Genomic DNA, 26485 nt, shown 5'->3' on the forward strand with positions numbered 1-26485 from the left:
CCCGAGCCCCCACCCCTGCCCTCCCCCAGCGGGGGAGGGAGGAAGAGGAAGACATCGGCCGCCTCATGCCTGCTGCTCCTGCTCGCGCAACCTGAAGCGCTGGATCTTCCCCGTCGCCGTCTTCGGCAGCTCCTCGACGAACTCGATGAAGCGCGGGTACTTGTAGGCCGCCAGGTGCTGCTTCACGAAGGCCTTGAGTTCTTCCTCCGAGGCCGCGCTGCCGCTCTTCAGCACCACGAAGGCCTTGGTCTTGGTCAGGCCGTCGCTGTCCTGCTTGCCGATCACCGCGGCCTCGAGCACGGCCGGGTGCCGCATCAGCGTGGCTTCGACCTCGAAGGGCGAAACGTAGATGCCGCTGACCTTGAGCATGTCGTCGCTGCGCCCGGCATAGGTGTAGTAGCCGTCCGCGTCGCGCGAGTACTTGTCGCCGCTCTGGGTCCAGCCGTCGCGGAAGGTGGCGGCGCTTTTTTCGGGATTGCCCCAGTACATCAGCGCGCTGCTCGGGCCCTGGATGTAGAGGTCGCCGACCTCGCCGTCGGCCACGGGCCGGCCGTCCTCGCCGCGCAGCTCGATCCGGTAGCCCTCGACCGGGCGGCCGGTGGTGCCGTAGCGGATGTCGCCCGGCCGGTTGGAGATGAAGATGTGCAGCATCTCGGTCGAGCCGATGCCGTCGATGATCTCGCAGCCGTAGTGCGCCTTGAAGCGCTCGGCGATCTCGCCCGGCAGCGCTTCGCCCGCCGACGAGCACATGCGCAGCGCGACCGCTTCGCGCGCGGGCTTCGCGGGCGAGGCGAGCATGCCCGCGAAGCCGGTCGGCGCGCCGAAGAAGACCGTGGGCTTGACGGGCGTGCCGTGCGCGGCCTGCGCTTCGCCGGTCCAGCGCCGGAAGGTGGCGTCGGGCGTGGGCCGTTCGGCCATCAGCACCACCGTGGCGCCGACCGACAGCGGGAAGGTCAGGCCGTTGCCCAGGCCGTAGGCGAAGTAGAGCTTGGCGGCCGAGAAACAGACGTCGTCCTCGGTCAGGCCCAGCACCGGCTTGCCGTAGAGCTCGGCCGTCCACCAGGGGTTGCCGTGGGTGTGGACCGTGCCCTTGGGCCGGCCGGTCGAGCCCGAGGAGTAGAGCCAGAAGGCGTGGTCCTGGGCCCGCGTGGATGCGGGCGCGGCCATCGGTGCATGGGCCGCGATCTGCGCCTCGAAGTCGAGGCCGTCCGGCGGCAGCGCGGCGGTCGGCTGCGTGACGAACAGCCGTGCCAGCGCATGCGGCGCGCGGCCCATCGCGTCCTGCAGCACCGGCAGCAGCGTGCCCGAGACCAGTGCGGCCTTGGCGCCGCTGTGCTCGAGCATGTAGGCGTAGTCGTCGGCCGTCAGCAGCGTGTTGACCGCCACCGGCACCAGCCCCGCGTAGAGCGCGCCGAGGAAGCTCACCGGCCAGTCGCTGCTGTCGAGCTGCAGCAGCAGCACGCGGTCCTCGCGCTGCAGGCCGGCGGCACGCAGCGCGCTGGCCAGCCGGCGGGCCCGGTCCTCGAGCTGGCCGTAGTTCAGCGTGCCGCGGTCGTCGATGTAGGCCAGCTTCTGCGCGCGGCCGCGGTTGAGGGCGAACAGGTGCTCGGCGAAGTTGAGGTCGGTGGGCGGGTTCATCGTGTGTCTCCTGAAGGCCGTGGGTGCCGGCGCGTTCTGTTCGGGCCCGTGCGCCGGCTACAGGCCGAGCGCGGCCAGCACCGCGGGGCTGGCCTGCACCGCGCTGCGGCGGTGGTAGAAGTCCAGCGCGCGCAGCCCGCCGAGTTCGGCGCCGCCGCCCGCGCGGCCCGGACCGCCGTGCAGCGACATGGGCATCACGTTGCCGTGGCCGGTGTGGGCCTGCGCCACCTCGGGCGTGACCACGTGCACCCGACCATGGCTGGGCGCCACGCGCACGGCCATGCGGGCCAGCGCGGCGTCGTCGCTGCCGTACAGCGAGGTCACGAGCGAGCCCTGGCCGCGGTGGGCCAGCGCGATCGCATGCTCGGCGTCGCGGTAGGGCAGCAGCGTGGCGACCGGGCCGAACACCTCGAGGTCGTGCACCAGCGGCGCGGCGTCGGCATCCTTCGCGCCCAGCAGCACCGGGCCGATGCAGGCGGCGATGGCGGGATCGGCATCGACCAGCGGCTGCTGGCTGCCGTCGTGCAGCAGCTCGGCCTGCTGCCGCAGCGTGGCCAGGCCTTCGCGCACCGACTGCAGCTGCGCGCGGCTCACCAGCGAGCCCATGCGCACGCTCTCGTTGCGCGGGTTGCCCACGGTGACGGCGCGCAGCTTGGCGCCGATGGCTTCGGCCGCGGCGTCGTACACCGCCGTCGGCACCAGGATGCGGCGGATGGCGGTGCACTTCTGGCCGCTCTTGACCGTCATCTCGCGCACCACTTCGCGCACCAGCAGGTTGAAGGCCTCGCTGCCGGGCGTGGCGTCGGGCATCAGCAGGGCGGAGTTCAGGCTGTCGGCCTCGATGTTGGCGCGCACCGAGCGGTGGGCCACGGCCGCGTGCGAGCGGATCAGCGCGCCGGTCTCGGCCGAGCCGGTGAAGGAGACCACGTCGAAGGGTTCCAGCGCGTCCATCAGCCCCTTCGAGCTGCCACAGATCACCGACAGCGCGCCGGCCGGCAGCACGCCCGCATCGACCACATCGCGCACCATGCGCTGCGTGAGCCAGGCGGTGGCGGTGCCGGGCTTGACGATCACCGGCACGCCCGAGAGAAGCGCGGGCGCGGCCTTCTCCCACAGGCCCCAGGCCGGGAAATTGAAGGCGTTGATGAACAGCGCCACGCCCTGCGTCGGCACCTGCAGGTGCTGCGACAGGAAGACCGGCTCCTTGCCGAGCTTGAGCGCGTCGCCGTCGCGCAGCACCTGCACGTCGCCCAGCGCGTCGCCCCACTTGGCGTACTGGCCGAGCGTGAAGATCGCGCCGTCGATGTCGACCGCGGAGTCGCTCTTCACCGTGCCCGAGTTGGCGGTGGCGATCTCGTAGTAAGCGTCGCGGTGCGTCTGCAGTACCTTGACCACCGCGCCGAGCAAGGCCGCGCGCTGCCGGTAAGTCAGTGCACGCAGGCCGGAACCGCCGGTGTCGCGGGCGAAGCGGAAGGCCTCGGGCAGGTCCAGCCCGGTCGCGTCGACGCGGGCCAGTTCGGTGCCCAGCACCGGGTCGAAGAGCGGCGTGCCGCTGCCGCTGCCGTGTTGCCAGCGGCCGGCGACGTGGTTGGCGAGAAGTTCGGTCATGGGAGCGTGGCCTCAGTGGCGCGTGAATTGGATCTGGCCTTCGGGCAGGAGGTAGAGCACCATGGCGCGGCCCTGGGCGACGGTTGGGTGGTGGGCGCTGCCCGGCGGGTATACGCACCAGCCGGCCGGGCGGCCGTCGAAGGTAGCGTCGCCTTCCAGCGGCATGATCAGGTCGATCTCGCCGTTGGGATGGGTGTGGTGTGGGCCCGCGAGGTCGCGCATGTCGACCACGTCGACCGAGAAGCGATGCAGCGCGTCCTCGGGCTTGAAGGGCCGGCCGTAGCGGATGCCGCCGCCCTCGCGCTCGCACAGCCAGCCCTCGGCCACGCCTTCGAGGCACGCGTTTTGCAGCGCCGCGAAAGTGGGGCTGCCGGCGCCGTGCGTGGCGTTGAGCCACTGGTCGAGCGCGTTGTCGAGCGGGCGGCCCGCGATCTGCGCCGTCAGGTCGGCCACCAGCTGGTGGAAGTTTTCTTTGGACATGGTCTTCGTCGTGGGGCGAACGTTCTTGCAGGTGAAGTGCGGTTGCGGCTTTGGGCTGCGTGCAGTATCTTGCGTGTCATTGAACGATAGGCACCATGATGCATGTTGTCAAGCAACATAGTGCATGTATGGCGTTTACCCTGAGCGCGCAAAATCACGTGACTGAATTGAGGAGTTCCATGACTGAGGAAGTGCAGGCGGGGGGAATGGCGGGGGAGTCCGCCGAGCCGACGGGTGCGGAGGCGGCGCGCAATCCCTTGCTGGCCGCGCTGGGCGACCGGGTGCGCAACCTGCGCGCGCAGCGCGGGCTCACGCGCAAGGCGGTGGCGCTGTCGGCCGAGGTGTCGGAGCGGCACCTGGCCAACCTGGAATACGGCACCGGCAACGCATCGATCCTGGTGCTGCAGCAGGTGGCGACGGCGCTGCACTGCTCGCTGGCCGAGCTGGTCGGCGACGTCACCACCAGCTCGCCCGAGTGGCTCTTGATCCGTGAGCTGCTCGAGCACCGCAGCGAGGCCGACCTGCGGCGCGCTCGCTTGGCGCTGGGCGAGCTGCTGGGCAGCGGCCGCGGCGATGCGGCGCGGCACCGGCGCATCGCGCTGATCGGGCTGCGCGGCGCGGGCAAGTCCACGCTCGGGCCGCTGCTGGCGCAGGACCTCGACGTGCCCTTCATCGAGCTGAGCCGCGAGATCGAGACGCTGGCCGGCTGCAGTGTGCGCGAGATCCACGACCTCTACGGCACCAGCGCCTACCGGCGCTACGAGCGGCGCGCGCTCGAGGAAGTGGTGCAGATCCACAGCGAGGTGGTGATCGCCACGCCGGGCGGCATCGTGTCGGACCCGGCCACCTTCAACGAGCTGCTGTCGCACTGCACCACGGTGTGGCTGCGCGCCGCGCCCGAGGAGCACATGGGCCGCGTGGTGGCGCAGGGCGACACCCGCCCGATCGCCGCCAGCAAGGAGGCGATGGACGACCTGCACCGCATCCTCGACGGCCGCGCCGCCTTCTATTCGAAGGCCGACCTGCAGATCGACACCAGCGGCCAGACGCTGGAGCAGAGCTTCAAGGCCCTGCGCGGCAGCGTGCGCGCCGCCATCGCCGCCGCCTCCTGAACCCGGCGCCGGCGGCGCCCCCGTGAAATTGAAGAAAAACGCAACAGGCATTGACTTGCATGTTTGCATGCACGATGATGCATGTCAGGCGATCGAGAAATGCACTATGTTTCTTGTTCTTTCCTTTCACGGAGACCCGCATGACCCCCACCCCTGACACAGCCCCCCGCGTCGACTACCGCACCGAACCCGCCCAGTACCGGCACTGGAAGCTCTCGGTGCAGGACGAGGTCGCGCAACTCACGCTGGACATCGCCGAGGACGGCGGCATCCGCCCGGGCTACAAGCTCAAGCTCAACAGCTACGACCTGGGGGTGGACATCGAGCTCAACGACGCGCTCAACCGCGTGCGCTTCGAGCACCCGCAGGTGCGCTCGGTGATCGTGACCAGCGGCAAGGACCGGATCTTCTGTTCGGGCGCCAACATCTTCATGCTGGGCGTCTCGAGCCACGCCTGGAAGGTGAACTTCTGCAAGTTCACCAACGAGACCCGCAACGGCATCGAGGACTCGTCGAAGCACTCGGGCCTGAAGTTCCTGGCCGCCGTCAACGGCGCCTGCGCGGGCGGCGGCTACGAGCTGGCCCTGGCCTGCGACGAGATCGTGCTGGTCGACGACCGCTCCTCGGCCGTTTCGCTGCCCGAAGTGCCGCTGCTGGGCGTGCTGCCCGGCACCGGCGGCCTGACCCGCGTGACCGACAAGCGCCATGTGCGCCACGACCTGGCCGACATCTTCTGCACCAGCGTCGAAGGCGTGCGCGGCCAGCGCGCGGTGGACTGGCGCCTGGTCGACGCGATCGCCAAGCCCGCGCAGTTCGGCGCCATGGTGCAGGAGCGCGCCGCCAAGCTGGGCGAGGGTGGTCGCCGCGCGGACAAGGGCGCGCAGGGCGTGAAGCTGACGCGCATCGAGCGCGAAGAGACGCCCGACAGCCTGCGCTATGCGCACGTGAGCGTCGACATCGACCGTGCCCGCCGCACCGCCACGTTGACGGTCAAGGCGCCTGTGGGTCCGCAGCCCGGCGACGTCGCCGCCATCGAGGCCGCGGGCGCCGGCTGGTGGCCGCTGGCCATGGGCCGCCAGCTCGACGACGCGATCCTGCACCTGCGCACCAACGAGCTCGACATCGGCACCTGGCTGCTCAAGACCGAAGGCGACGCGCAGGCCGTGCTGGCCAGCGATGCGACCCTGCTGGCCCACCAGGACCACTGGCTGGTGCGCGAGACCCTCGGCGCGCTGCGCCGCACGCTGGCGCGGCTGGACGTGTCCTCGCGCACGCTGTTCGCGCTGGTCGAGCCCGGCTCCTGCTTCGCCGGCACGCTGGCCGAGATCGCCTTCGCCGCCGACCGCACCTACATGCTGGCGCTGCCCGACGATGCCGAGCGCGCGCCCCGGCTCACGCTCGGTGAGTTCAACTTCGGCTTCTTCCCGATGGTCAACGACCAGAGCCGGCTGCAGCGCCGCTTTTATGAAGAGAGCGCGCCGCTCGAGGCCGCGCGTGGCGCGGTGGGCCGTGCGCTCGACGCCGACGAGGCGCTGAAGCTGGGCCTGGTCACGGCCGCGCCCGACGACATCGACTGGGAAGACGAGCTGCGCATGGCGATCGAGGAACGCGCCGCGATGTCGCCCGATGCGCTGACCGGCCTGGAAGCCAACCTGCGCTTCGCCAGCAAGGAAAACATGAACACCCGCATCTTCGGCCGGCTCACCGCCTGGCAGAACTGGATCTTCAACCGGCCCAACGCGGTCGGCGCCAAGGGGGCGCTGAAGGTCTACGGCACCGGAGAAAAAGCCGGCTTCGACTTGACCCGCGTCTGACCCTTCGTCCAGAACTCACCAGGAAATCCTCATGAGCACCGTCAACTACAGCGACAAGATCCCGAACAACGTCAACCTCAGCGAAGACCGCACGCTGCAGCGCGCGCTCGAAGGCTGGCAGCCCAACTTCGTCAACTGGTGGGACGACGTCGGCCCCGACGGCTCGACCGGCTACGACGTCTACCTGCGCACCGCCGTCAGCGTCGATCCGCAAGGCTGGGCCCAGTTCGGCCACGTGAAGATGCGCGACTACCGCTGGGGCATCTTCCTGAACCCGGGCGATGCCAACCGCGAGATCCACTTCGGCGACCACAAGGGCGAGAAGGCCTGGCAGGACGTGCCCGGCGAGCACCGCGCCAACCTGCGCCGCATCATCGTGACGCAGGGCGACACCGAGCCCGCCTCGGTGGAGCAGCAGCGCCACCTGGGCCTGACCGCGCCCAGCATGTACGACCTGCGCAACCTCTACCAGATCAACGTGGAAGAGGGCCGCCACCTCTGGGCCATGGTCTACCTGCTGCACAAGCACTTCGGCCGCGACGGCCGCGAGGAAGCCGAGGCGCTGCTGCAGCGCACCTCGGGCGACGTGGACAACCCGCGCATCCTGGGTGCCTTCAACGAGAAGACGCCGGACTGGCTGGCCTTCTTCATGTTCACCTACTTCACCGACCGCGACGGCAAGTTCCAGCTGTCGGCGCTGGCCGAGAGCGCCTTCGACCCGCTGGCCCGCACCACCAAGTTCATGCTGACCGAGGAAGCGCACCACATGTTCGTGGGCGAGAGCGGCGTGTCGCGCGTGCTGTCGCGCACCGCGGCCGTGATGAACGAGCTCAAGACCGACGATCCGCAGAAGGTGCGCGCCGCGGGCTGCATCGACCTGGGCACGATCCAGCGCTACCTGAACTTCCACTACAGCGTGACCATCGACCTGTTCGGCGCCGACCAGTCGAGCAACGCCGCGATCTTCTACAGCTCGGGCCTCAAGGGCCGCTACGAGGAAGGCAAGCGGACCGACGACCATGTGCTCAAGGGCCAGACCTACAAGGTGCTGGAGGTCAAGGACGGCCAGCTGGTCGAGAAGGACGTGCCGATGCTCAACGCGCTCAACGAGGTGCTGCGCGACGACTTCATCAAGGACTCGGTGGCCGGCGTGAGCCGCTGGAACAAGGTGCTCGAGAAGGCCGGCATCCCGACCCGCCTGACCGTGCCGCACAAGGCCTTCAATCGCCAGATCGGCGCATTGGCCGGCATCAAGATGTCGCCCGACGGCCGGGTGGTGGGCGAGGTGGAATGGGCCGCGCGCAAGAGCGAATGGCTGCCCACGCCCGAGGACTTCGCCTTCGTCGCCTCGCTCATGGGCCGCGTGACCGAACCCGGCAAGTTCGCCGGCTGGATCGCGCCGCCGGTGATGGGCATCAACCGCCAGCCGGTGGATTTCGAGTACGTGCGTTTCGGTTGATCGGCATTGCTCCTTCCCCCGCTGGGGGAAGGTTGGGATGGGGGCCCGACGGCGCGACCACGACAAGCGCCGCGGTCCCCACCCGACCCTCCCCCCGAAGGGGAGGGCTCTAGGAGAAACAACATGGACATGGCCGTTGAAGCGGGCGTCATCAGGCAGCACCTGATCGACCCCGAGATCTGCATCCGCTGCAATACCTGCGAAGCCACCTGCCCGGTGAACGCGATCACGCACGACGACAACAACTACGTCGTGCGCGCCGATGTCTGCAATGGCTGCATGGCCTGCATCTCGCCGTGCCCCACGGGCTCGATCGACAACTGGCGCACCATGCCGGTGGTGCGCGCCTATTCGATCGAGGAGCAGTTCGGCTGGGAGGAACTGCCGCCCGAACTGAGCGCCGACGAACTCGCGGCCGCGGGTGTGGAGGCGGGCGATGCGGTGGCCGAGCCGGCAGCGGCCGAGGCGCCTGCCGCATCGGTCGGCGAGGCGGTGTTCAACTCCGCGAGCTACGGCGCCACCACGCCGCCCTGGTCGGCCGCGCATGCCTACACCAACCTCTATGCGCCCAAGAAGCCGGTGACGGCGACGGTGACCGGCAACTTCAACTGCACCGAGGCCGGCTTCGAGAGCGAAACGCACCACATCGTGCTCGACTTCGGCGCGCTGCCCTTCCCGGTGCTCGAAGGCCAGTCAATCGGCATCGTGCCGCCGGGCACCGACGCGCTGGGCAAGGCGCATCATCCGCGCCAGTACTCGGTCGCCAGCGCGCGCAACGGCGAGCGGCCCGGCTACAACAACCTCTCGCTGACGGTCAAGCGCGTGGTCGAGGACCACCAGGGCAACGCGGTGCGCGGCATCGCCTCCAACTACATGTGCGACCTGCAGGTGGGCGACACGGTGACGGTGGTCGGGCCTTTCGGTTCCACCTTCCTGATGCCCAACCATCCGAAGTCGCACATCGTGATGATCTGCACCGGCACCGGCAGCGCGCCCATGCGCGCCATGACCGAGTGGCGCCGCCGGCTGCGCAAGAGCGGCAAGTTCGAGGGCGGCAGGCTGATGCTGTTCTTCGGCGCGCGCACCCAGCAGGAACTGCCTTACTTCGGGCCGCTGCAGAGCCTGCCCAAGGACTTCATCGACATCAACCTGGCCTTCTCGCGCCTGCCCGACCAGCCGCGCTGCTATGTGCAGGACCTGCTGCGCCAGCGCGCCGCCGACCTGGTGCCGCTGCTGCGCGACGGGCTCACCCACATCTACGTCTGCGGCCTCAAGAGCATGGAGGAGGGCGTGGTGCTGGCGCTGCGCGACGTGGCCGAGGAGGCCGGCCTGCCCTGGGAGCCGCTGGCCGCGACGCTCAAGAAAGAGGGGCGGCTGCACCTCGAGACCTACTGAGCGCGATGAAGAACAAAGAAAGGATGGCCCCGTGACGAACATTCGAACGATGCAGGTGGACACCGAGGACTTCCGCGTCGCGCTGGGCGACGACGGCGTGGCCGAGATCGTGCTCGGCACGCCGGGCACGATGCCAACCACCGGGGTGCGCGGCCACGCGGCGCTGGGCACGCTCTGGCCGCGCCTGGCGGTCGAGCCCGGCGTGCGCAGCGTGCTGGTGCGCAGCGAGGGCAAGGGCTTCTGCGCGGGCGGCCATGTCGAGCTGGTGGCGCAGATGCTGGGCAGCGAGGCCGAACGCATGCGCGTGATGCGCGAGGCGCGGCAGCTCGTGCAGGGCATGGTCGACTGCGACCTGCCCATCGTCTCGGCCATCCACGGCGCGGCCGTGGGCGCGGGCGCCGCGCTGGCGCTGCTGGCCGATGTCTCGGTGGCGGCGCGCAGCGCCAAGATCATCGACGGCCACACCAAGATCGGCGTCGCGGCCGGCGACCACGCGGCCATCGTCTGGCCGCTGCTGTGCGGCATGGCCAAGGCCAAGTACCACCTGCTGACCTGCGCGCCCCTGAGCGGCGAGGAGGCCGAGCGCATCGGGCTGGTCAGCCTCTCGGTGCCCGACGACGAACTGCAGGCGCGGGCGCGCCAGATCGCGCTGGAGCTGGCGGCCGGCAGCCCTTCGGCGCTGGCCTTCACCAAGCGCTCGCTCAACCACTGGCTGCGCGCGGCCTGGCCGGCCTTCGAGCATTCGCTGGCGCTGGAGATGATCGGCTTCGCCGGCAGCGATGCGCGCGAGGGCCTGGCTGCACTGAACGAGCGGCGCGCGCCGCGCTTCGGCAGCGCGCCGTGAAGTTCGCCGAGTTCCATGTGGGGCAGGTCATCGAGGCCGGCCCCTGTGTATTGAGCGAAGCCGAACTGCTGCAGTTCGCGCGCGCCTACGACCCGCAGTGGTTCCACACCGATGCAACGGCCGCAGGCGACGGGCCCTTCGGCGGGCTGATCGCCAGCGGCTGGCACACCTGTGCCATCGCCATGCGGCTGGTCGTCGAGGCCGCGCTGGCCGGTTCCGAATCCTTCGCCTCGCCCGGCCTGCAGTACGTGAAGTGGCCGCAGCCGGTGCGCGCCGGCGACGTGCTGCGCCTGCGGGCCGAAGTGATCAGCGTGCGCGTGTCGGAACGGCGCCCGACGCTGGGCATCCTCGACTGGCAGTGGCAGCTGTTCAACCAGCGCCAACTCTGCGTGCTCGACCTGCAGGCGACCAGCCTGTTCCAGCTGCGCGAGGCACGCTGAGCGCCGGTGCGTGCTATGGTCCTTCGGCCACGACCTGAAAGATGGCGATACACCCATAACGGAGACAGGCCATGCGAATTTGGCAGAAGGACGTGACGCTGGCGCTGCTCAACGGCAGCCATGACCACACCGCGGTCGAGCGGCTGGGCATCGAGTTCTTGGAAGTGGGCGACGATTTCATCCGCGCGCGTGCGCCCGTGGACGCGCGCACGATGTCCCAGGCGGGCACGCTGGATTCCGGCGTGGCCGTGGTGCTGGCCGAGACGCTGGGTTCCTGCGGTGCGCACTACGCGACACCGGACGACCGGCGCGCCGTGGGCCTGAGCATCAGCGCCCACCACTTCAAGCGCCCGTCGACAGGCTGGATTACCGGCGTGACCCGCCCGCTGCAGAACGAGGACGGCGCCCAGGCCTGGACCATCGAGATCAAGGACGACGAGGGCGAGCTCGTCTGCACCTCGCAGATCGTGATGGCCGTGCTCGGCCCGCGTTAGACCAAGCTCAGTTCGACTGCAGCAGCGCGATCTCGCGGCGCAGGGCCTCGTTCTCGCGCGTGAGCTCGGCCACGCGCGCGCGCAGCGTCGTCAGCTCGTCGCCGGCATCGGCGTGGCTCTCGGCCGACGCTTCACCGGCGTCCGCCGCGGCCGCGTCCTCGCGCGGCTTGCGCTTGTTGGCTTCGCGCACGCGCTTGGCGGCCTGCTTGAGCTCGTCCTTGCCGCCGATGGCGGCGGCGGTCTGCTCCTCGGCCGGCAGGCTGGACACGGCGGCCGCGGCATTGAGCGTGATGGTGCCGGACTTGAGCGCGGCCACCACCTCGGGCGTGGCCTGCTTCTGGATCTTCTCGATCATCACCACCTGGCTGCTGCTCAGGCGCGCGGCCTTGGCGATGGCCTCGCGGCTGTCCAGCGGCGCGGGCGGCGGCGCGTCGTCGACGTCGAAGGGCGGGCCTTCGTCGGCCTCGTTCCCGGCCGGCGGGGACGGGGCGGCCGCGCGGGCGCGGCGCTCGGCCACGATTTCGCGCTTGCGCAGCGCCAGCACGCCGCGCTGGAAGTCCGAGACGCTGCGGCGGCCCAGGTGCTGGTCGATCATCCAGAGGTGCACGTCCTCGATGGTGCGGAAGCGCGGGTTCTGCACCGTCTGGAAGGGCAGGTCGTGCTTCTGGCAGATGCCGTAGCGGTTGTGGCCGTCGACCAGCACGTTGCCCCACAGCACCAGCGCGTCGCGGCAGCCCTCGGCCAGCATGCTGCGTTCGAGCGCTTCGTATTCCTCCGGCGTCAGCGGGTCGATGTAGGCTTTGAGTTCTTCGTTGACGACGATGTCCATGGGCACGGGATCCGGGAAATGAGCAGAAGGGCCGGCATTGTAGAGAGGGCCGCCGCGCCCATCGCCCGTGCCGGGTCTTCAGCTCGACAGCGGCATCGGCGTGAGCCGGCTGGCTTCGAGGCCCAGCGCGTCCATCACCCGCATCGCGGCATAGGCGTCGTTGGCGGCGTAGCAAACCTGGCCTTCGCTCAGCTGGCGGGCCGCCCAGTTGGATGTGGTCTGCTTGCGCGACTTGAGGAAGCGCTGGCCGAACACCAGCGCCACCGCGGTCTTCACGCCCACCGAGTTGCGGTAGCCGCGGCGCTTGAACACCGTGTCGAGGTCGACCACGGCCTGCGGGTCGATGCCCAGCGTGTGGCGGATCTGGGTGCGGTCGCCGGCCAGGCCGAAGCCGACCTTGGTCAGCGCGCTCGAGGCCAGCAGGCTGGCCGCGGCGGCGCGGCAGACCGGGTCGTGCAGCTGGAACACCCAGGCCCGGTCGAGCGAGGCGAACTGCACCGTGTGCGGGCCGGTCGAGACCTCGTTCTTGAGAAAGGTCGGCTTGGATTCGGTATCGAATCCCACCACCCGCAGCGCGCCCAGCGCGGCCAGCGCCTGCTCGGCCTGCAGCGCGGTCGCGACCACGTCGATGTCGCGCATCTCGAGGCCGGCGAAGGGTTCGAGCAAGGCGATCTCGTCGCGTGTGGGCAGGGGCGGCGGGGCGTTGTTCATGGTGCTTTCTTTGTCTTCTTCGCAGGGGCCTTGCGGGGTTTGGCGGGTTTGGGCGCGCCGGCGCGCAGCGCCGCCTCCCAGGCCCGACGGCCCCACAGGGTGGCGAGTTCGGCGTCGTCGAACAGGTCGGCCGGGGCCTCGCGGTACGACAGCCGGGCCGGCTTGCCCTGCCGCATGTAGCTGAAGTGTGGCAGCTGCAGCGCATCGAAATGCGGGGCGCTCTGGTCGTCGGCCTTGAGGTAGAGCACGTCGCCCAGCACCAGCGCGATCATCCGCCCGTCGTGGAACACGCCGTGGCCGCCGAACATGCGGCGCGCCTGGATGCGCCCCAGGCCCTGGAACACCTCGTGCAGGCTGTCGACGAAGGCGGCGGAGGCCATCGCCGCTCAGCGCGCGAGCTGCGCGGCGTGGTGCCGCAGGTGGTCGGCCATGAAGCTCTGGATGAAGTAGTAGCCGTGGTCGTAGCCCGCGTGGCGGCGCAGCGTGAGCGGCTGGCCGATGTGTTCGCAGGCGGCCTCGAACAGCTGCGGGTGCAGCTGCTCGGCCAGGAATTTGTCGGCCAGGCCCTGGTCGATCAGGATGCCCGCGGGATAGGGCGCGACCGGCTGGTTGTCCATCAGCACCGTGGCATCGTGTTCGAGCCAGGCCGAACGGTCGGCGCCGAGGTAGCCGGTGAAGGCCTTCTCGCCCCAGGGGCAGCGCGTGGGCGCGCAGATCGGCGCAAAGGCCGAGAGCGACTTGAACAGCCCCGGGTGGCGCAGCGCCAGCGTGAGCGCGCCATGGCCGCCCATCGAGTGGCCGGACAGGCCGACGCGCTGCAGGTCGATGCCGCACTGCGCGCCCAGCAGGGGCAGCAGTTCGCCGATCAGGTAGCTCTCCATGCGCCAATGCGTGGCCCAGGGGGCCTGCGTGGCGTCGAGGTAGAAGCCGGCGCCGACACCGAAGTCCCAGGCCTCGGCCTCGCCGGGCGCGTTGGCGCCGCGCGGGCTGGTGTCGGGCGCGACCAGGGCCAGGCCCAGTTCGGCCGCGAGCCGCTGCGCGCCGGCCTTGACCATGAAGGTCTCCTCGTTGCAGGTCAGGCCCGCGAGGTAGACCAGCGCCGGCACCGGGCCGTCGGCGGCCTGCGGCGGCAGGAAGACCGAGAAGCGCATCGGCAGGCCGATCTCGCGCGAGGCATGTTCGTGGAAGCGCTGCGTGCCGCCGAAGCAGGCGTGCTCGGACAGGGTCTTCAAGGTGTCGCTCATCGCGCGCCGATCAGTAGTGGACCACCGAGCGGATCGACTTGCCTTCGTGCATCAGGTCGAAGGCCTCGTTGATGCCCGACAGCGGCATGGTGTGGGTGACGAAGGGCGCGAGCTGGATGTCGCCCTTCATCGCGTCCTCGACCATGCCCGGCAGCTGCGAGCGGCCCTTGACGCCGCCGAAGGCCGTGCCCAGCCAGCGCCGGCCGGTCACCAGCTGGAACGGGCGGGTGGAGATCTCCTGGCCCGCGCCGGCCACGCCGATGACCACCGACTGGCCCCAGCCGCGGTGCGCGCACTCGAGCGCGGCGCGCATCACGTTCACGTTGCCGATGCACTCGAAGGAATGGTCGACGCCCCAGGTCGTCATGTCGACGATCACCTGCTGGATCGGCTTGTCGTGGTCCTTGGGGTTCACGCAGTCGGTGGCGCCGAAGGTGCGCGCCAGCTCGAACTTCGAGGGGTTGGTGTCGATGGCGATGATGCGCCCGGCCTTGGCCAGCTTGGCGCCCTGGATCACCGCCAGGCCGATGCCGCCCAGGCCGAACACCGCGACCGAGTCGCCTTCCTGCACCTTGGCAGTGTTCTTCACCGCGCCCAGGCCGGTGGTCACGCCGCAGCCCAGCAGGCAGACCTGCTCGGGGTTGGCGTCGGGATGGATCTTGGCCAGCGAGACCTCGGCCACCACCGTGTATTCGCTGAAGGTGGAGCAGCCCATGTAGTGGTAGATCGGCTGGCCGTTGTAGCTGAAGCGGGTGGTGCCGTCGGGCATCACGCCCTTGCCCTGCGTGGCGCGCACCGACACGCAGAGGTTGGTCTTGCCGCTCTTGCAGAACAGGCACTCGCCGCATTCGGCGGTGTAGAGCGGGATCACGTGGTCGCCGGGCTTGACGCTGGTCACGCCTTCGCCGACCTCCACCACGATGCCCGCGCCTTCATGGCCCAGCACCGCCGGGAACAGGCCTTCGGGGTCGTCGCCGCTGAGCGTGAAGGCGTCGGTGTGGCAGATGCCGGTGTGCGTGATCTTGACCAGCACCTCGCCCTTCTGCGGCGGAGCGACGTCGATCTCGACGATCTGGAGGGGCTGTCCGGCAGCGAAGGCGACGGCGGCACGAGATTTCATGGGCAAGGACTCCTGAAGAAGGGTTGGTGGGTTGGGGGGCATTCACCGGAGGTAGGTGCGCACCAGCGTGGTCATGTCCTGCACCCGCTGCGCGTGGCGCGGGTCGGCGTCGCCGTCTGCCGACGGGCCGAACTCCTCGCGGATGTGCGACTCGAGCACCTCGGACATCAGCCCGTTGACGGCGCCGCGGATCGCCGCGAGCTGCTGCAGCACGCTGCCGCATTCGGCGCCGGCTTCCAGCGCCCGTTCGAGCGCGTCGGCCTGGCCGCGGATGCGACGCACGCGCAGCACGGCCTTTTTCTTCTCGTCGGGTGAATGGGGCATGCTGCGAGTGTATACCCCCCGGGAGTATGGTTCGTGAGGATTCGCATCGCGCCTGGCCTAAGATGCCAGGCCCCAGCAGCCAGACCTTCCAGATGAAGACCATCCTCGTTCTCAACGGCCCCAACCTCAACCTGCTCGGCACCCGCGAGCCCGCGCAGTATGGCCACGACACCCTGCCCGACGTCGAGCGCCTGTGCGCCGAGGCCGGCACGAAACTCGGCGTGGCCATCGAATGTCGCCAGACCAACCACGAGGGCACGCTGGTCGACTGGCTGCACGAAGCCGGCCGCGAAGTCGCGGCGGGGCGCATGCTCGGCGTGGTGCTCAACGCCGGTGCCTACACCCACACCTCGGTGGCGCTGCACGATGCCATCAAGGGCGCCAGCGTGCCGGTGATCGAGCTGCACATCTCCAACGTGCATGCGCGCGAGGCCTTCCGCCACCATTCGTTCATCTCGCCGGCGGCGCGCGGCATCATCGTCGGGCTGGGCGTCAAGGGCTATGCGCTGGCGATCGAGGCCCTGACCCAGCTATGAGCCTGGCCGAAGGGCTGTTCGCCGACGACGAGGGCGCGCCGCGCTGCCGCTGGTGCGAGGCCACGCCCGCCTACCGGCACTACCACGACCATGAATGGGGCTTCCCGGTCACCGACGACCGGCGGCTGTTCGAGAAGCTGTGTCTCGAGGGCTTCCAGGCCGGCCTGAGCTGGCTCACGATCCTCAACAAGCGCGAGAACTTCCGCCAGGCCTTCGCCAACTTCCAGGCCGAAGCGCTGGTGCGCTTCGGCGAGGCCGACGTGGCGCGCCTGCTGGCCGACGCGGGCATCGTGCGGCACCGCGGCAAGATCGAGTCGACGCTGAACAATGCGCGCCGCGTGCTCGAGCTGCGCGAGGAATTCGGTTCGCTGGCCGCCTATGCCTGGGGCTACGAGCCGGAGCCGTCGACGCGGCCGAAGAAGATGACCTTGGCGGCATTGCGCACCTTCACCACCTCGGCCGAATCGATCGCGATGTCGAAGGACCTGAAGAAGCGCGGCTGGAGCTTCGTCGGCCCCACCACCGTCTACGCCTTCATGCAGGCCATGGGCCTGGTCAACGACCACATCGAAGGCTGCGGCGCGCGGGAGCAGGCGCTGCAGGCGCGGCGCGAACTCAAGCGACCCTAATCGCGTCGGTGGGTCGCCGAGCTCGGCAGCAGGGGCAGGACGAAGGCCTCGGCCGCGGCGAGGTTCCTGGCAGCCAAGGCACGGAAGGGTCTGGAAACGGGCGCCTCCACCCGGCCTTGGTGCACCGCCGTCCAGAACCGCCGGGCCGCATCGAGCGCGGAGGACCACACTTCGGGCTTGGCGCCGATGGTGCCGAGCCGGGGCGTGATCGGAAGCAGGTCAGGATCCACGCCGCCACCGATGGGCGCATAGCGCATCGGCAGGATGTCGTAGGCCGGCGCCACGCCCGCGTAGCCGCCTTCCTCGCGCAGCAGGAAGGAGATGTTGTCGAAATGGCGGTCGCCATTGCCGATGAGTTCGCTGAATGCCGCCATGACGTCGATGTGTCGCGCGCCGCTGGCCGGCAGGTAGCGGGCCTGCACGCATCGCGCCGCGAACTCCGACCAGGTGTCGCGCGCGCCGAAGAACTCGTCGTCGATCGCGCCGCACGACAGCATGCCGATGCGGCCATGGCGCTCCTGGCGGTCGAAACGCTGGACTTCCAGGAACACGTAGTCGCCTGCCATCGACAAACGACTTCGCGCCGCCGGCACGCCGACGGCCGCGAGCGAGCGCAGCGCCAGGTCCTCGAGCGGCAGCAGGGCGGCCATCCGACTGCCCTGTCGGGCGAACTTCACGATCACATGGCCCAGGTCTTGAACAAGGCCGAGGAACTTCGGCTGTTCTCCTCCGGCGCTCGATCCGTAGGCCGCATCCTTGAGCTGGTTCGCCATCGCGACGAAGTGCGCCGGCTTGTCCGCCGATCGCGTGGGCACCAACTGGCGAAAGTCCATCTCTCGTTGCAGGCCGGCGTCGCCGTAGACCAGGTTGCCGGGCAGGTTCAGTCCACGTGTGAAGAGGTAGGCCACGCGGTGGTCGTCGTTCCAGTCCTTCAGGTTGTCGGGGAACTGCATGTCCGAGGCCGCGGCGCGCGCCACCTGGCGACCCAGGAAGCCGGAAGGCGACGCGAAAGCCATGTACGGCGGAAGTCCGCCATACAAGGTGGTTCGGGTCGGGCGACGCTCCAGCGTGGCGCCGCCGCCGAGGAATTCGACCGTCGCGAAAGGCGCCATCGTCCCCTGGTCCGAGATCCGGTAGATGTTCTGCCGTGCACCCAGGCCGCCCGGCAGCTGGCGCAGCAGGGCGTAGCGGGGTGTGCGGTCGCCCGTGATCCGGAAGGCGCTCAGCGTGTCCGGATGGGCCTGAATAGTTCGAGACAGCGTCGGCTGGCTGATGCCGAGGGCCGCAGTGAGCGACTGGGCGGAGCGGGCTTCGTGGCGCAGAAGGCGTTCCAGCGCTTGATGGCGCTGCGCCTTGTCTGGTGTACCGGTGCCGGCGGCCATGGTCGGGATGAATAGCCCATGAATAGTTCGCTGAATTTTACAGGAACCATTCGGTGCACGCGGCATGCCCGCATGCCGCGGCAAGCCGTGTCGGGCCGACCTAGCGGCTGCGCGTCGCCGCCGCCGTCTCGCGTAGCGTGACGCGCCCCTGCGCGTCCACGCTTTCCAGCCGTACGTCGAAGCCCCAGAGCCGCGCCACGTGCTTGAGCACCTCGGGCGTGCCCTCGTGCAGCGGCAGGCCGTTGCGCTGCACATGGCGCAGCGTGAGCGAGCGGTCGCCGCGCAGGTCGACGTTCCAGACCTGGATGTCGGGTTCGCGGCTGCCGATGTCGTACTGGCGCGAGAGCGATTCACGCAGCGCCTGGTAGCCGCTGTCGTCGTGGATCGCCGAGATCTCGAGCTCGGGCTCGGCCGCATGGTCGCGCACCGCGAACAGCCGGAAGTCGCGCATGGTCTTGGGGCTCAGGAACTGGCCGACGAAGCTCTCGTCCTTGTAGTTGCGCATCGCATGGTCGAGCGTCGTGACCCAGTCGGTGCCGGCGTAGTCGGGGAACCAGCGCCGGTCCTCCTCGGTCGGCTTCTCGCAGATGCGGCGCAGCTCGGTGAACATCGCGAAGCCCAGCGCATAGGGGTTGATGCCACTGTAGGCGCGGTGGCCCACGGGCGGCTGGTAGACCACGCTGGTGTGGGAGCGCAGCCACTCGATCATGAAGCCGTCGGCGAGCTGGCCCTTGTCGTACATGGTGTTGAGCAGCGTGTAGTGCCAGAAGGTGGCCCAGCCCTCGTTCATCACCTGCGTCTGGCGCTGCGGATAGAAGTACTGCGCGACCTTGCGCACGATGCGCACCACCTCGCGCTGCCAGGGTTCGAGCAGGGCCGCGTTCTTCTCGATGAAGTACAGCAGGTTTTCCTGCGGCTCGGCCGGGAAGCGGCGCGCGGCGTCGACGTCGGTCGCGGTCTCGATGCGGCGCGGCAGCGTGCGCCAGAGGTCGTTGACCTGCTGCTGCAGGTGGTGCTCGCGCTCGGCGCGCTGGCTGATCTCCTGCGCCAGCGAGCGCTTCTGCGGCCGGCGGTAGCGGTCGACGCCGTAGTTCATCAGCGCATGGCAGGAATCGAGCAGTTCCTCCACCGCATCGATGCCGTGGCGTTCCTCGCACTCGCTGATGTAGTTCCGCGCGTAGACCAGGTAATCGATGATCGAGGACGCGTCGGTCCACATCCGGAACAGGTAGTTGCCCTTGAAGAAGCTGTTGTGGCCGTAGGCCGCATGGGCGATCACCAGCGCCTGCATCGCCATGGTGTTCTCTTCCATGAGGTAGGCGATGCAGGGGTCGGAGTTGATCACGATCTCGTAGGCCAGCCCCATGTGGCCGCGGCGGTAGTTCTTCTCGGTCGCGATGAACTGCTTGCCGTAGGACCAGTGGCGGTAGATCACCGGCATGCCGACGCTGGCGTAGGCATCCATCATCTGCTCGGCCGTGATGATCTCCAGCTGGATCGGGTAGGTGTCGAGCTTGAAGGACTCGGCGGTGCGCCGGATCTCCTGGTGGTAGGTCTCGATCAGCTCGAAGGTCCAGTCCGACGGGCTCGGCAGCACGGCCTTGGCGCCCGCCGGGTGCAGCAGCTCGGTCATGCGGGCACTCCTTCCTTCCTGAACAGGTCGCGGAACACCGGATAGATGTCCTGCGCGCTCGCCACCTTGCGCATCGCGAAGTTGGGGCGGATGCCCACCAGCTGCGAATACTCCTGCCAGAGGTTCTGCTCGGCATCGGCCACCTGCACGTAGGCGTAGTAGCGCGACATCGGCAGGATCGATTCGTCCAGCAGCTGGCGGCAGCGCCCGCTGTCCTGGTGCCAGTTGTCGCCGTCGCTGGCCTGGGCGCCGTAGATGTTCCACTCGGCGCTGGAATAGCGCGACTTGATGATCTCGTCCATCAGCACCAGCACGCTCGACACCACGGTGCCGCCGGTCTCGGTGGCGTGGAAGAACTCTTCCTCGCTGACTTCCTGCGCCTGCGTGTGGTGGCGCAGGAAGACCAGGTCGATCTTCTCGTAGTGGCGCGTGAGGAACAGGTAGAGCAGCATGAAGAAGCGCTTGGACATGTCCTTGCGCGCCTCGTCCATCGAGCCCGAGACGTCCATCAGGCAGAACATCACGGCCTTGGCGCTGGGCACCGGCACGCGCACCCGGTTGCGGTAGCGCAGGTCGATGGGGTCGATGTAGGGCACGTGCTTGGCGGTGCGGCGCAGCTCGGCGATCGCCTCCTCGAGCGCACGGATGCGTTCGAGCGCCGAGGGCAGCTCCGAGCCCGGCTCGAGCTTGAGCCGCAGCAGCTCGGCCTCCATGCGGTGCAGCTCGATGCGGCTCTCGCCGCCCAGCGCGATGCGCCGGGCCAGCGCGCCGCGCATCGAGCGCACCACGTGCAGGCTGCTCGGGTTGCCATCGCTCTTGAAGCCGGCGCGGTGGCTCTTCCACTCGGGCACCTCGGTGAGTTGTGTGCGCACCAGGTGGGGCAGGGCGAGGTCCTCGAAGAAGACCTGCATGAACTCCTCGCGCGTCAGGCTGAAGACGAAATCGTCCTCGCCTTCGCCGCCGTCGCCGGCTTCGCCCTGGCCCGTGCCCCCGCCGCTCCCGCCCGGCGGCCGCGCGATGCGGTCGCCCTTGAGGTATTCCTGGTTGCCCGGGTGCACGTGCTCGCGGTTGCCGCCGGCCCCGTGCCCGAACACCGGCTCGGACACGTCGCGCTTGGGCAGCGTGATGTCCTCGCCGCGCTCGAGGTCGCGGATGTTGCGGCCACTGATCGCGCGCCGCACCGCGTCGCGGATCTGGCCCCGGTAGCGCCGGAGAAAGCGCTCGCGATTGCCGATCGACTTGTTCTTGCCGGACAAGCGTCGATCGATGATCTGTTGCAGCATGGCCAAGGTGTCAAACCTCCGCGCCGGAGCGCGTTATGGAACTCTGAAACTCAGGAACTCTTGCGAACCCGCAGGTACCACTCGCACAGCAGGCGCACCTGCTTGGACGTGTAGCCTTTCTCCACCATGCGCGCGACGAAGTCCTGGTGCTTCTTCTGTTCGTCGGCGCTGCTCTTGGCGTTGAAGCTGATCACGGGCAGCAGCTCCTCGGTGTTGGAGAACATCTTCTTCTCGATCACCGTGCGCAGCTTCTCGTAGCTGGTCCAGGCCGGATTGCGGCCCGCGTTGCCGGCCCGCGCGCGCAGCACGAAGTTGACGATCTCGTTGCGGAAGTCCTTGGGGTTCGAGATGCCCGCGGGCTTCTCGATCTTCTCCAGCTCGCCGTTGAGCGAGACCCGGTCGAACACCTCGCCGGTGTCGACGTCGCGGTACTCCTGGTCCTGGATCCAGTAGTCGGCGTAGGTCACGTAGCGGTCGAAGATGTTCTGGCCGTACTCGCTGTAGCTCTCGAGGTAGGCGGTCTGGATCTCCTTGCCGATGAACTCCGCGTAGCGCGCGGCCAGGTGCTCCTTGATGTAGGCCAGGTACTTCTGCTCGGTCTCCGGCGGGAACTGCTCGCGCTCGATCTGCTGCTCGAGCACGTACATCAGGTGCACCGGGTTGGCAGCCACCTCGCTGCTGTCGAAGTTGAAGACCTTGGAGATGATCTTGAAGGCGAAGCGCGTCGAGACGCCGCTCATGCCCTCGTCGACACCCGCGTAGTCGCGGTACTCCTGCAGCGACTTGGCCTTGGGGTCGGTGTCCTTGAGGCTGTCGCCGTCGTAGACCAGCGACTTGCTGAAGATGCTCGAGTTCTCCGGCTCCTTGAGCCGCGTGAGCACCGAGAACTGCGCCATCATGCGCAAGGTGCCGGGTGCGCACGGTGCTTCGGCCAGCGAGGAGGTGCGCACCAGCTTCTCGTAGATCTTGATCTCTTCGGACACGCGCAGGCAGTAGGGCACCTTGACGATGTAGATCCGGTCGAGGAAGGCTTCGTTGTTCTTGTTGTTGCGGAAGGCCTTCCATTCGCTCTCGTTGCTGTGGGCCAGCACGATGCCGTCGAAGGGGATGGCGCCGAAACCCTCGGTGCCCTTGAAGTTGCTTTCCTGGGTGGCGGTCAGCAGCGGGTGCAGCACCTTGATCGGCGCCTTGAACATCTCCACGAACTCGAGCAGGCCCTGGTTCGCGAGGCACAGGCCGCCCGAGTAGGAATAGGCGTCGGGGTCGTCCTGCGCATAGGTCTCGAGCTTGCGGATGTCGATCTTGCCGACCAGCGAGGAGATGTCCTGGTTGTTCTCGTCGCCGGGCTCGGTCTTGGCCACGGCGATCTGGCGCAGCACCGACGGGTAGCGCTTGACCACCTGGAACTTGCGGATGTCGCCGCCGTATTCCTCGAGCCGCTTGACGGCCCAGGGCGAGAGGATGCGCTGCAGGTAGCGGCGCGGAATGCCGAATTCCTTTTCGAGGATTTCTCCGTCCTCGGCCGGATCGAACAGGCCCAGCGGTGATTCGTTCACCGGCGATCCCTTGATCGCATAGAAGGGCACCTGCTCCATCAATTGCTTGAGCCGCTCCGCGATGGAGCTCTTGCCGCCGCCGACCGGGCCCAGCAGGTAGAGGATCTGCTTCTTCTCTTCCAGGCCTTGCGCGGCGTGGCGGAAATAGGACACCACCTGCTCGATGGCGTCCTCCATGCCGTAGAACTCCTTGAACGCCGGGTAGAGCTTGATCACCTTGTTGGCGAAGATGCGCGAGAGCCGCGGATCGTTGCGGGTGTCGACAAGCTCGGGCGCGCCGATGGCTTGGAGCATGCGCTCGGCGGCGGTGGCATAGGCCACCGGCTCGCGCTTGCAGAGGTCAAGGTACTCCTGCAGCGAGAGGACCTCTTCTCGCGTGCGGTCGTAGCGGGCGGCAAAGTTGCTGATCACATCCATGGACACACCTCCATCGAGTCAATGAGGCCGAAGCCCCGGACCTGCAGCAGCCCACGCATCGCAACACTCGCTTCAGGTGCTTGGCGCCGGGCTGCAGCCCTGCAAAAAACTCCCTATTCCAACTGTAGATTCAGCATAAAGCAAAGAACGCTTCTGCGAGTGCTTATTCGTTCAGAACAACAGCGTCTGTTTAAAGTTCCTAGTGATGCATGAACGATTCAACAGCCTCATGCGTGCACATACGCGGCCAGTTTTGTTTTGGATCTGTCGATTCCGTCGCAAAAAAAAGCGGCCCGCAGGCCGCTCTTTTGTAGGCGATCCGCCGATCGCGATCAGCTGAAGAATTCCTTGGCCTTGTCGAACCAGCCCTTGTCGGTCGGGCTGTGCTTGTTGCCGCCTTTCTTGAGCGACTCGTCGAGCTCCTTGACCAGCTTGCGCTGGTGCTCGCTGAGCTTGACCGGCGTCTCGACGCGCACGTGGCAGTACAGGTCGCCCGGGTAGCTGCCGCGCACGCCCTTGATGCCCTTGCCGCGCAGCCGGAACTGCTTGCCGCTCTGTGTGCCTTCGGGGATGTCGATCGCGGCCGCGCCCTTGAGCGTCGGCACGTTGATCTCGCCGCCCAGCGCCGCGGTCGTCATGGCCACCGGCACCACGCAGTGCAGGTCGTCGCCGTCGCGCTCGAACAGGTCGTGCTTCTTGAGCCGGATCTCGATGTAGAGGTCGCCCGGCGGGCCGCCGTTGGTGCCGGGTTCGCCGTTGCCGGTGCTGCGGATGCGCATGCCGTCGTCGATGCCGGCCGGGATCTTCACTTCCAGCGTCTTGTTGTTCTTGATCTTGCCCTGGCCGTGGCAGGTGGCGCACGGCTCGGGGATGATCTTGCCCGTGCCGTGGCACTGCGGGCAGGTCTGTTGTACGCTGAAGAAGCCTTGACGCATCTGCACCGCGCCCGCGCCGTGGCAGGTGGTGCAGGTGATGGGCTTGGTGCCGGGCTTGGCGCCCGTGCCGCTGCAGGTGCCGCAATCGTCCCAGCTGGGGATGCGGATCTGCGCGTCCTTGCCGTCGGCCGCTTCTTCCAGCGTGATCTCCATCGCGTAGCTCAGGTCGCCGCCGCGGAAGACCTGCCGGCCGCTGCCCTGGCGGCCGCCGCGCGCACCGCCGAACACGTCGCCGAAGATGTCGCCGAAGGCCTCCGCAAAGCCGCCGAAGCCTTCCGCGCCCGGGCCGCCGCGCATGTTCGGGTCGACGCCCGCATGGCCGTACTGGTCGTAGGCGGCCCGCTTCTGCGGGTCCGACAGCATCTCGTACGCTTCCTTGGCGTCCTTGAACTTGGCTTCCGCATCCTTGGACGCATCGCCCTGGTTGCGGTCGGGATGGTGCTTCATCGCCTGCTTGCGATAAGCCTTCTTGATTTCATCCTCGCTCGCGTTCTTGGGAACGCCGAGGGTTTCGTAGTAGTCGCGTTTGGTGGCCATGGTGCGGGTCGTGCGGGTCGTCGGGGGCGGTAGCTGGAAACGGAAAAGGCTGGATCACCCGTCGGGGGGTGATCCAGCCTCGGGAAGCGCTGCGGGATCAGCCCTTCTTGACTTCCTTGACCTCGGCGTCGACCACGTTGTCGTCCGCCGGGGCGCTGGCTGCCGCTTCAGGGCCGCCGGCCGCGCCACCAGCCGCACCGGCGGCGGCCTGCGCGTCGGCGTACATCTTCTCGCCCAGCTTCTGGCTGGCGCTCATCAGCGTGTTGGTCTTGTCCTCGATGGCCGCCTTGTCGTCGGTCTTCAGGGCTTCCTCGACGTCCTTGATGGCGGCCTCGATCTTTTCCTTCTCGCCGGCGTCCAGGGTCTCGCCGTGCTCGCCCAGCGACTTCTTCACGCTGTGCACCATGGCTTCGCCCTGGTTGCGGGCCTGCGCCAGTTCGACCTTCTTCTTGTCGTCGGCCGCGTTCAGTTCGGCGTCCTTGACCATCTTCTGGATCTCGTCTTCCGACAGGCCCGAGTTCGCCTTGATGGTGATCTTGTTTTCCTTGCCGGTGCCCTTGTCCTTGGCGCCCACGTGCAGGATGCCGTTGGCGTCGATGTCGAAGCTCACCTCGATCTGCGGCGTGCCGCGCGCGGCCGGCGGGATGCCTTCGAGGTTGAACTCGCCCAGCGCCTTGTTGCCCGAGGCGATCTCGCGTTCGCCCTGGAACACCTTGATGGTCACGGCCGGCTGGTTGTCCTCGGCGGTCGAGAAGGTCTGCGCGAACTTGGTCGGGATGGTCGTGTTCTTCACGATCATCTTGGTCATCACGCCGCCCATGGTCTCGATGCCCAGCGACAGGGGGGTCACGTCGAGCAGCAGCACGTCCTTGCGGTCGCCCGAGAGCACCTGGCCCTGGATGGCGGCGCCGACGGCCACGGCCTCGTCGGGGTTCACGTCCTTGCGCGGTTCCTTGCCGAAGAACTCCTTGACCTTCTCCTGCACCTTGGGCATGCGGGTCATGCCGCCGACCAGGATCACGTCGTTGATGTCCGACACGCTCACGCCGGCATCCTTGATGGCGGTGCGGCAGGGCGCGATGGTGCGCTCGACCAGCTCTTCGACCAGGCTTTCCAGCTTGGCGCGGCTGAGCTTGATGTTCAGGTGCTTCGGGCCCGAGGCGTCGGCCGTCACGTAGGGCAGGTTGATGTCGGTGGCGGCGCCGTTCGACAGCTCGATCTTGGCCTTCTCGGCGGCTTCCTTGAGGCGCTGCAGGGCCAGCACGTCCTTGCCCAGGTCGACACCCTGTTCCTTCTTGAACTCGGAAATGATGTAGTCGATGATGCGCTGGTCGAAGTCTTCGCCGCCCAGGAAGGTGTCGCCGTTGGTCGACAGCACTTCGAACTGCTTCTCGCCGTCGACGTCCGCGATCTCGATGATCGACACGTCGAAGGTGCCGCCGCCCAGGTCGTACACGGCGATCTTGCGATCGGCCTTGTCCTGCTTGTCCAGGCCGAAGGCCAGGGCCGCGGCGGTGGGTTCGTTGATGATGCGCTTGACGTCCAGGCCCGCGATGCGGCCGGCGTCCTTGGTGGCCTGGCGCTGGCTGTCGTTGAAGTACGCGGGCACCGTGATCACGGCCTCGGTCACCGGCTCGCCCAGGTAGTCCTCGGCGGTCTTCTTCATCTTGCGCAGGATCTCGGCGCTGACCTGCTGGGGCGCGAGCTTCTTGCCGCGCACCTCGACCCAGGCGTCGCCGTTGTCGGCCTTGGAGATGGTGTAGGGCATCAGGTCGATGTCCTTCTGCACTTCTTTTTCTTCGAACTTGCGGCCGATCAGGCGCTTGACGGCGTAGATCGTGTTGCGCGGGTTCGTCACCGCCTGGCGCTTGGCCGCGGCGCCGACCAGGACTTCACCGTCTTCCTGGTAGGCGACGATCGATGGCGTGGTGCGTGCACCTTCCGAGTTCTCGATCACGCGGGTCGTGTTGCCCTCCATGATCGAGACGCACGAGTTGGTGGTGCCAAGGTCGATACCGATGATTCTGCCCATGATGTGAATGCTCCTGAATGCTGGAATTGAGTT

24 protein-coding genes are annotated in these 26485 nt (G+C 68.2%); 9 read left to right on the plus strand and 15 right to left on the minus strand.

The annotated features are described in order from the left end of the window. Positions 1-63 precede the first annotated feature (63 nt). From A9977_RS01650 to A9977_RS01660, 3 genes are read right to left on the minus strand one after another with little or no spacing between them, the layout of a single operon-like run. On the minus strand, positions 64-1638 hold the full coding sequence (locus A9977_RS01650; RefSeq protein WP_183023120.1) for a benzoate-CoA ligase family protein: 1575 nt from the start codon (positions 1636-1638) through the stop codon (positions 64-66). Between the two features lie 57 nt (positions 1639-1695). Continuing rightward, positions 1696-3246 (minus strand): 3,4-dehydroadipyl-CoA semialdehyde dehydrogenase, encoded by a 1551-nt coding sequence (locus tag A9977_RS01655; protein WP_183023121.1) that lies wholly within the window; start codon positions 3244-3246, stop codon positions 1696-1698. 12 nt (positions 3247-3258) lie between these two features. Continuing rightward, entirely contained in the window at positions 3259-3726 is a 468-nt protein-coding gene (locus A9977_RS01660) for a DUF4863 family protein (RefSeq protein ID WP_183023122.1), read from the minus strand. Between the two features lie 179 nt (positions 3727-3905). Here A9977_RS01660 and A9977_RS01665 point away from each other — a divergent pair, with 179 nt between their 5' ends. The 7 genes from A9977_RS01665 to A9977_RS01695 all read left to right on the plus strand — a co-directional run bounded on the left by A9977_RS01665 (position 3906) and on the right by A9977_RS01695 (position 11284). Beyond that, positions 3906-4838, plus strand: coding sequence for a helix-turn-helix transcriptional regulator (locus tag A9977_RS01665; RefSeq protein WP_183023123.1), 933 nt, complete (start codon positions 3906-3908; stop codon positions 4836-4838). A 140-nt stretch (positions 4839-4978) separates the two neighbouring features. Further along, positions 4979-6652 (plus strand): 2,3-epoxybenzoyl-CoA dihydrolase, encoded by a 1674-nt coding sequence (gene boxC, locus A9977_RS01670; RefSeq protein ID WP_183023124.1) that lies wholly within the window; start codon positions 4979-4981, stop codon positions 6650-6652. A 31-nt stretch (positions 6653-6683) separates the two neighbouring features. Continuing rightward, complete coding sequence (boxB, locus tag A9977_RS01675) at positions 6684-8111, plus strand: benzoyl-CoA 2,3-epoxidase subunit BoxB (protein WP_183023125.1); 1428 nt, start codon at positions 6684-6686, stop codon at positions 8109-8111. Between the two features lie 123 nt (positions 8112-8234). After that, complete coding sequence (boxA, locus tag A9977_RS01680) at positions 8235-9506, plus strand: benzoyl-CoA 2,3-epoxidase subunit BoxA (protein WP_183023126.1); 1272 nt, start codon at positions 8235-8237, stop codon at positions 9504-9506. A 49-nt stretch (positions 9507-9555) separates the two neighbouring features. Further along, positions 9556-10350 (plus strand): enoyl-CoA hydratase/isomerase family protein, encoded by a 795-nt coding sequence (locus A9977_RS01685; RefSeq protein WP_183023352.1) that lies wholly within the window; start codon positions 9556-9558, stop codon positions 10348-10350. Continuing rightward, a complete protein-coding gene (locus tag A9977_RS01690) occupies positions 10347-10790 on the plus strand; it encodes a MaoC family dehydratase (RefSeq protein WP_183023127.1) in 444 nt (147 codons plus the stop codon). The genes A9977_RS01685 and A9977_RS01690 overlap by 4 nt, the downstream gene beginning before the upstream one ends. 71 nt (positions 10791-10861) lie before the next feature. Beyond that, on the plus strand, positions 10862-11284 hold the full coding sequence (locus A9977_RS01695; protein WP_183023128.1) for a hotdog fold thioesterase: 423 nt from the start codon (positions 10862-10864) through the stop codon (positions 11282-11284). Between the two features lie 7 nt (positions 11285-11291). Here the strand turns inward: A9977_RS01695 and A9977_RS01700 are convergent, their stop codons facing one another. The 6 genes from A9977_RS01700 to A9977_RS01725 form a co-directional block, all read right to left on the minus strand. After that, the gene (locus A9977_RS01700; RefSeq protein ID WP_183023129.1) at positions 11292-12113 is read right to left on the minus strand and encodes a plasmid replication/partition related protein; all 822 of its coding nucleotides are present in this window, start codon (positions 12111-12113) and stop codon (positions 11292-11294) included. A gap of 78 nt (positions 12114-12191) precedes the next feature. Beyond that, the gene (locus tag A9977_RS01705; protein WP_183023130.1) at positions 12192-12824 is read right to left on the minus strand and encodes a 3'-5' exonuclease; all 633 of its coding nucleotides are present in this window, start codon (positions 12822-12824) and stop codon (positions 12192-12194) included. Continuing rightward, a complete protein-coding gene (locus A9977_RS01710) occupies positions 12821-13204 on the minus strand; it encodes a TfoX/Sxy family protein (protein ID WP_183023131.1) in 384 nt (127 codons plus the stop codon). Before A9977_RS01710 ends, A9977_RS01705 begins: the two co-directional genes overlap by 4 nt. A gap of 6 nt (positions 13205-13210) precedes the next feature. Beyond that, on the minus strand, positions 13211-14068 hold the full coding sequence (gene fghA / locus A9977_RS01715; protein WP_183023132.1) for an S-formylglutathione hydrolase: 858 nt from the start codon (positions 14066-14068) through the stop codon (positions 13211-13213). Positions 14069-14078: 10 nt separating this feature from the next. Continuing rightward, on the minus strand, positions 14079-15188 hold the full coding sequence (locus tag A9977_RS01720; protein ID WP_183023133.1) for an S-(hydroxymethyl)glutathione dehydrogenase/class III alcohol dehydrogenase: 1110 nt from the start codon (positions 15186-15188) through the stop codon (positions 14079-14081). Between the two features lie 42 nt (positions 15189-15230). Then, positions 15231-15512 carry a metal-sensing transcriptional repressor gene (locus tag A9977_RS01725; RefSeq protein ID WP_183023134.1) on the minus strand — a complete coding sequence of 94 codons (282 nt, stop codon included), beginning with the start codon at positions 15510-15512 and terminating at the stop codon, positions 15231-15233. Positions 15513-15604: 92 nt separating this feature from the next. Between A9977_RS01725 and aroQ the strand changes: the two genes are divergently transcribed. Together aroQ and A9977_RS01735 are read left to right on the plus strand one after the other, a co-directional pair. Next, positions 15605-16048: a type II 3-dehydroquinate dehydratase gene (gene aroQ / locus A9977_RS01730; RefSeq protein WP_183023135.1), complete on the plus strand. Its 444-nt coding sequence runs from the start codon at positions 15605-15607 to the stop codon at positions 16046-16048. Continuing rightward, complete coding sequence (locus A9977_RS01735; RefSeq protein WP_183023136.1) at positions 16045-16677, plus strand: DNA-3-methyladenine glycosylase I; 633 nt, start codon at positions 16045-16047, stop codon at positions 16675-16677. Before aroQ ends, A9977_RS01735 begins: the two co-directional genes overlap by 4 nt. On the opposite strand, the gene A9977_RS01740 is transcribed toward A9977_RS01735, so the two are convergent. The 6 genes from A9977_RS01740 to dnaK all read right to left on the minus strand — a co-directional run bounded on the left by A9977_RS01740 (position 16674) and on the right by dnaK (position 26452). After that, positions 16674-18059 (minus strand): HipA domain-containing protein, encoded by a 1386-nt coding sequence (locus A9977_RS01740; protein WP_220811429.1) that lies wholly within the window; start codon positions 18057-18059, stop codon positions 16674-16676. The two genes, A9977_RS01735 and A9977_RS01740, sit on opposite strands and share 4 nt — an antisense overlap. A gap of 100 nt (positions 18060-18159) precedes the next feature. Further along, positions 18160-19692, minus strand: coding sequence for a SpoVR family protein (locus A9977_RS01745; protein ID WP_183023138.1), 1533 nt, complete (start codon positions 19690-19692; stop codon positions 18160-18162). Beyond that, on the minus strand, positions 19689-20981 hold the full coding sequence (locus tag A9977_RS01750; protein WP_259651757.1) for a YeaH/YhbH family protein: 1293 nt from the start codon (positions 20979-20981) through the stop codon (positions 19689-19691). The genes A9977_RS01745 and A9977_RS01750 overlap by 4 nt, the downstream gene beginning before the upstream one ends. Before the next feature lie 44 nt (positions 20982-21025). Then, positions 21026-22948: a PrkA family serine protein kinase gene (locus A9977_RS01755; protein ID WP_183023139.1), complete on the minus strand. Its 1923-nt coding sequence runs from the start codon at positions 22946-22948 to the stop codon at positions 21026-21028. A gap of 332 nt (positions 22949-23280) precedes the next feature. Beyond that, positions 23281-24420 (minus strand): molecular chaperone DnaJ, encoded by a 1140-nt coding sequence (gene dnaJ / locus A9977_RS01760; protein WP_183023140.1) that lies wholly within the window; start codon positions 24418-24420, stop codon positions 23281-23283. Positions 24421-24517: 97 nt separating this feature from the next. After that, a complete protein-coding gene (dnaK, locus tag A9977_RS01765; protein ID WP_183023141.1) occupies positions 24518-26452 on the minus strand; it encodes a molecular chaperone DnaK in 1935 nt (644 codons plus the stop codon). Positions 26453-26485 lie beyond the last annotated feature (33 nt).

The sequence above is a fragment of the Variovorax sp. UMC13 genome (genome assembly GCF_014170375.1).
Taxonomy (GTDB): Bacteria; Pseudomonadota; Gammaproteobacteria; order Burkholderiales; family Burkholderiaceae_C; genus Variovorax.